The organism is Tissierella sp. (assembly GCF_052089545.1).
GTDB lineage: Bacteria > Bacillota > Clostridia > Tissierellales > Tissierellaceae > Tissierella_A.
Genome location: NZ_JBQDAA010000002.1, coordinates 34922 through 40840, shown reverse-complemented (window position 1 = coordinate 40840; position 5919 = coordinate 34922). Strand labels below are relative to the sequence as shown.

General features: G+C 29.4%; 6 protein-coding genes and 1 pseudogene. 1 reads left to right on the top strand and 6 read right to left on the bottom strand.

From position 1 onward, the window contains the following. Window positions 1-43 precede the first annotated feature (43 nt). From ACTHW2_RS00525 to ACTHW2_RS00505, 5 genes are all read right to left on the bottom strand, one after another. Window positions 44-673 (bottom strand): flavodoxin family protein, encoded by a 630-nt coding sequence (locus ACTHW2_RS00525; protein WP_442261756.1) that lies wholly within the window; start codon window positions 671-673, stop codon window positions 44-46. Window positions 674-740: 67 nt separating this feature from the next. Further along, window positions 741-1916: a site-2 protease family protein gene (locus ACTHW2_RS00520; RefSeq protein WP_442261755.1), complete on the bottom strand. Its 1176-nt coding sequence runs from the start codon at window positions 1914-1916 to the stop codon at window positions 741-743. 86 nt (window positions 1917-2002) lie between these two features. After that, complete coding sequence (locus tag ACTHW2_RS00515; protein WP_442261754.1) at window positions 2003-2539, bottom strand: DUF4358 domain-containing protein; 537 nt, start codon at window positions 2537-2539, stop codon at window positions 2003-2005. Between the two features lie 28 nt (window positions 2540-2567). Beyond that, a complete protein-coding gene (locus ACTHW2_RS00510; RefSeq protein WP_442261753.1) occupies window positions 2568-4181 on the bottom strand; it encodes a hypothetical protein in 1614 nt (537 codons plus the stop codon). Beyond that, window positions 4182-4967 (bottom strand): ABC transporter ATP-binding protein, encoded by a 786-nt coding sequence (locus tag ACTHW2_RS00505; protein WP_442261752.1) that lies wholly within the window; start codon window positions 4965-4967, stop codon window positions 4182-4184. 166 nt (window positions 4968-5133) lie between these two features. Between ACTHW2_RS00505 and ACTHW2_RS00500 the strand changes: the two genes are divergently transcribed. Continuing rightward, entirely contained in the window at window positions 5134-5595 is a 462-nt protein-coding gene (locus ACTHW2_RS00500; protein WP_442261751.1) for a peroxiredoxin, read from the top strand. Between the two features lie 57 nt (window positions 5596-5652). On the opposite strand, the pseudogene ACTHW2_RS00495 reads toward ACTHW2_RS00500, so the two are convergent. Further along, window positions 5653-5919 (bottom strand): annotated as a pseudogene (locus ACTHW2_RS00495) (YjiH family protein); the annotation flags it as partial.

Genomic DNA, 5919 nt, shown 5'->3' with positions numbered 1-5919 from the left:
ATAAGTAAAAAACAAATCCTAAATATTTAGGATTTGTTTTTGTTTAATGTATTGGTGTTACATCATTTTCTTTTCCAAGTTTTATAAGTCTTGCAACTTCTATTGTTCTCTTCGCCTGGTGTTTTACTGCTTCTTCTACATCTTCTAACATGCCTTCTCTATTTACAGTTACAGTTGTACCATATGGATTCCCTCCTGCTTTATAAGAACTATCATCTGTATAGCCAGGTGCTACTATTATAGCTCCCCAATGCATGGCACTTGTATAAAGGGCCCTTATAGTAGCTTCTTGTCCACCATTATTATTGTTTGCTGAACTCATAGCTGATACTACTTTGTTTTCAAGTTTTCCAGCAGCCCATGTGCTGCCTTGGATATCTATAAAATATTTCATCTGGGAGGCTACATTTCCAAAACGAGTTGGTGAGGCAAATATTATAGCATCTGCCCATATTAGGTCTTCTGAACTTGCATCTTTTATATGCTTTTCCTTTTCTCTTTGAGCCAGCCAAGCTGGGTTTTTCTTTATTCTTTCTTCTTTTTCTATTTCAGCTGCTTTAACTACTCTTACATCTGCTCCCATTTCTTCTGCTGCCTCTTTTGCCCACTTTGCAAGCTGAAAGTTTACGCCTGTAACACTATAATAAACTATAGTAAGTTTTATATTATTCATCAATATTCTCCTTTAAGCCTTAATTTTATTGGTATCTTTAATATACCCCAAAGATAAATATTTAATTTTACATTTTTCCTTGTAAAAATTTGCCTAACATAAGTTCCATATCTACTTCACCTTTTACTGGATATCTTTTAGCTAGATCTTTTAACTCCTCTAAATATTTCAATGCTTTTTGCTTGTTTTCCTGATATAAAAGTTCATAGGCCATCATAATTCTTTTTTTATTTAGCATAAACTTTGAAGCTTCTATATACTTTTTAAGACTTTCATCATATAATTCTTCTATTCTTTGACTGTCACAGTCTCCTATAAGTTCTAAAAATAAGACTTCCGAAAGCCACTCCATCCTATAAATTGCTATAGTTGAATTTACATATCTTCTTCCAAATTCTAAAGCTTCTTTAGCACTTTTAAAGTCGCATTTATCTAAATGGTAGTTGTGATTTATAAATATTCTAGAAAAGTTTAATGGATTTTTATAGTCTATATCTTCTTTAAGTATAAAATCATCATAATTCATATCTTTTATTCTAATCCCACTAGTTAAAAGACCATTTACCCTAAGTTGTAAATAAAATGAATCCCTTGAGTCTTTATCTCGAGCCATAGTCATTATATTATGGCCATCATTTGTCATACCCCCTATTTTTAGAGGTATACCATTAGTTATTGCTGCAATTAAACCAGCGCCACTAGTTAAGATTAATATTACCTTTATCCAGGATAATTCTTTTAAAGACATGGCAATTACTATAGTAATTGCAGAAACTATTATATTAAATAAGGCTCCACCAAGATTATATAGGATAAAAGGAAAGTTTTCATTCTTTTTTTCTGGCGGCATCATAAGGCACTGACCAGCTGTCCCTGGTATGCTGTAGCGCTTTGACTTGAACTCACCCTTTTCTTTTATAATTACAAATGAACCTACCCTAAAAGATACAAATTCATATCCTGAAATGAATCCAAATACTAGATGTCCTCCTTCATGAAGTATAATATGTATAATAAATCCAACTATAAATATAAGAACCATTAGAGCCATATTGAGCATTTCCATATACCACATATCATTATTAATATATCTTTCAAAAAATTCTTCTAGAATACCTGATTTAAGATATCCCATTAGAAATCCTAATACGCCTGATAATATTACAAATAAAACAAACCATAGATATTTACCTTTAATTTTACTTTTTCCCTTTTTCTTACTTTCTTTCTTTAAATCCCCCATCTATTTCATCCCCTTACTATTTATCAGCTTTTTTTAAATAACTTTCATGATAAGAAAAGAGCTTGGGACAGACCCAAGCTAAATATTTATTTGAAGAAGTTATCTATTACTTCTTCTATTCCTTTTATTTCATTTTCTGCAAAGTCAAGTGCCTCATCACTTTCTTTATCAGCAATACCACTAGGTCTTCCTAGTATTATAAAAAATACATAGTTTCCATGTCTGATAACTTTAGCCGCTTTAATTTTTGCAAAACTTCTAGGATATTTTACAGATTCTTCATTTAGATACTGTCTGTATTCTTCCAGATCTTCTTCTACATCATCAGCCTTATCGTCTTTAGCTTTTATTGCTATAAAGGTATCTGCCTTTGTACTTATCATTGGCTCTTCAGCTATAAACTCATCTATATTATCCTTATCTAGATCTGTCCTATTTTCTAATACTTCCTTACTAAGATTGGTATCTGGGATATAGTATCTCCCAAGTTCTTCTTTTACTTTAACATGAATTTCTTCTATATCTACATTTTTCTCTTCTTTACCACTTTCTTCCTGAGAACAAGCTCCTAATATAGAAACCATCATTATAACTATTAATAAAATACTTATATTTTTTTTCATATAAACATCTCCTTCAAATCCCTACCTATTAATTATTATACCCAATTGATGGATTTTTCTCTTTAAAAATATATTTCCATACTAAAAGATTGACAACTATTGCTAGAAAGATATAAATATATATTCCAAATGAAAATCTGAAGGCAAATAAGTGAATTAAAAATGGAATTACACTTACAAATAAAGTAGCTATCATTTCTAAAAATTTACCTTTTTTAATCATTTCAAAGTCTTGTGAAAATGGAAGATTCTTATTTGATATTATATATACAAGTATAAGATCTGGGAATATCCTCATTCCAAAAACTATTAAAAATATGATAGCTTCAAATATAAATAAGGGAGTAAATAAATTTACAAATGCAGCTTTTAATGCCCCTTTATATATAGAGCTATATTCTTTTATAGGCATAGTTTTATATATAAAGGACCCCTTGTAGTTTCCTGAATATCCTAAAAATTGTACTATTCCAAACAAGGCAAAAGCTATAAAGTATATACTTAGATACATATTTGAGCTTCTTATTTCATTAAATGAACTATCTGCTATAAAGGGAAAGATCATTAAAAATGGAAATATAAGACCAAAGCCAAGATTTGGATACACTCTTAATTTAAATACTCTTTCATTTTTAAGCATATTTGTAGAAAATCTGTAAAAATTTCTTTCTTCACGGTTTCTACAAACTATCTTACTTATAAACCTTAATCTCTTAGTCTTACTCTTTTTTACTCCACCTGTACTAGTTAACTTTTGCAGATTTCTTTCAAATATAGGCATAGTTTTTACATAAACTATTATTGCTATAGTTGGCACCAAAATAGCAAGTATAGAGTAAATAATTATATAACTTTGCCTACTCCCCTTAAAAATATATTCAAATGGTGCTGAAAACCATATAGGTGGTAATAAGTATGTCCAAAACTTATCTTGGAATTCTATTATTTGAAGATCAACTATATCGAAAACTCTTATTAGGAGTTGATAACCAACAGTTATAGTGATTGTAAGACCTATTTGCACATAATTTATCATGTCTTTTAGTTTTTCTCCGTCGAAAAACTTTAATATAAATAAATATAAAAGTCCAGTTATAACTATTAAAAATAAATCTATAAGTATTATTTCAAATAAAAATATTATAAAAAATAAAACCCCTCTTTTAAAAAGACTAGCTAGGAGTGATGGCCCTATAAGTGCCATGCTTGTCATAAACATATAGTATGTTATGTGAATAAATTTGGCAGTATTTAAAGTTTTACTATTTATTGGTCTTGAAAGAAGTATGTCTTTGTCTCTTACATCTAAAAGAACTGAACTAAAGTCAGATATAAGTGAAGTAATCATAAAAAACATAAACATAGCAAATACTAGGCTCATTTGAAAGAGATACTCATCTCCAAGCATTACAAGGGGTATCATCACAAGCCCTAAAAACAGATATATCCATAAGGAAGATAGGAAGTTGTTTTTTTCTTTTTTATTTTTGGTATTTGGGTTTTGAAGTATAGTAGCCGATCTTCTTCCATCTAGTAATAGTTTTATATCTAATATGCTTCTTAAAGAACCATAGTCTATATCCATCTTTTCAAATAGTTTTTTAAATTTATCTAATAATTTAAGTAAGGCTCTATCTTTCATTTAAAAACCTCCACTTATTACTGAAACCATCTCTTTTGCTATTTCCTTATGTTTATCAAATCCTGTAAGTTCATTAAATATTTCCTCTAAAGAACCTTCTAGGGATTGTTTTCTTATATCTTCTAGATTTCCGTCAGCTACTATTTCGCCTTCACTTATAAGTACTATCCTATCACTTAGTTTTTCTACAACCTCCATTATATGAGATGAGTAAAAGATAGTCTTTCCCATCTTAGCAAGTTCATCTAGTACTTCTTTAAAAACTATAACACTATTTGCATCTATTCCACTTAAGGGTTCGTCTAAAAAAAGAATTTCAGGATCATTTAAAAGGCTTGAAATAATAAGTGTCTTTTGCTTCATCCCTTTGGAGTATGAACTAATTCTAGCATCATATACATCGTCTATTCCAAACATTCCCATAAGTTTTATAGACTTAGCATCTGCCGTCTCGTAATCTATCCCGTAAAGCCCACCTATAAATGTAAGGTATTCTCTGGCTGTTAAATTTTCATATATATCAGCTGTTTCTGGAACATATCCTATTTTACCTTTGTAATCTATGCTTTCTTTTATATCCTTTCCAAATATTTTTATACTACCTTCATAGTCTTCTATAAGACCTAAAAGTATTTTTACAGTAGTACTTTTACCAGCACCATTTGGTCCAATATATCCTATTATTTGACCTCTTTTCACTTGTAAGTTTACGTCTTTTAGAACCATCTTTTGTCCAAAAAATTTTCTTAAATGAGATATTTCTATAATATTTTCTCTTTCCTCCATTTTTTACCTCCTAGCATATTCCATTAATAACTATGTTATCACAAGATAATAATGTTTTGTTTTAAATATTACTTTATATATGTTTTTATTATTCTCTTTTAATTATATAAAGTGAGGTTTATCTTATGATAATGGGGGTACAGTCTATTAATAGGAGGTGTTTTATATGAAGGTTGGAGAAAAGGCACCAGATTTTACACTAAAGGCTAGTAATGATAGTCAAGTATCCTTAAAAGATTATAGAGGGAAAAATGTAGTTTTATATTTTTACCCAAGAGATAACACACCTGGTTGAATTAACGAAGCTAATGAGTTTGGAAAACTCTATAATAACTTTAAAAAAGTGAATACAGAAATAATCGGAGTAAGTCCCGATAGTGTAGATTCACATCAAAGTTTTGTAAGAGATTTAACTATTCCTTTTATACTCCTAAGTGATGAGGATAAAGAGGTTGCTAAAAAGTATGAAGTATATAAGGATGAAGGGATACTTTCAAAAATAGGCCTTGAACTTGAAAGATCTACTTTTGTAATCGATAAAGAAGGAATATTAAGACAAGAATATAGAAAAGTAGGGGTAAAAGGTCACGCTGAAGAAGTATTTGAATTTGTAAAAGAAAACCTATAAAGATAAATAAAAGCTTGATACAAAATAAATTTTGTATCAAGCTTTTATTTATATGGTTTAAAATAATATATGCATAAAGAATGCTACAAGTGGTATGGCTATAATCGTTCTTTGAACAAACATTAACATAAGTTCTCTAAACTTAACTGGAAGACCTGTATTCATTATAACTACTACTGATTCTGCTAAAAATATTATTTGAACCATTGATACTCCTGTTACAAAAAACCTAGTTTGAATATGAAGATCTGCTACTTGATCTGCTATTGTAAGTACAGGTATAAACATCTCAGTTATTCCTGTAGAAATAGCTGCTGCTGCTAT

What these genes read in the sequence shown, in the direction of transcription:
- ACTHW2_RS00525 (WP_442261756.1), bottom strand. Translation starts at nt 673, where the DNA reads ATGAATAATATAAAACTTACTATAGTTTATTATAGTGTTACAGGCGTA.
- ACTHW2_RS00505 (WP_442261752.1), bottom strand. Translation starts at nt 4,967, where the DNA reads ATGGAGGAAAGAGAAAATATTATAGAAATATCTCATTTAAGAAAATTT.
- ACTHW2_RS00520 (WP_442261755.1), bottom strand. Translation starts at nt 1,916, where the DNA reads ATGGGGGATTTAAAGAAAGAAAGTAAGAAAAAGGGAAAAAGTAAAATT.
- ACTHW2_RS00510 (WP_442261753.1), bottom strand. Translation starts at nt 4,181, where the DNA reads ATGAAAGATAGAGCCTTACTTAAATTATTAGATAAATTTAAAAAACTA.
- ACTHW2_RS00515 (WP_442261754.1), bottom strand. Translation starts at nt 2,539, where the DNA reads ATGAAAAAAAATATAAGTATTTTATTAATAGTTATAATGATGGTTTCT.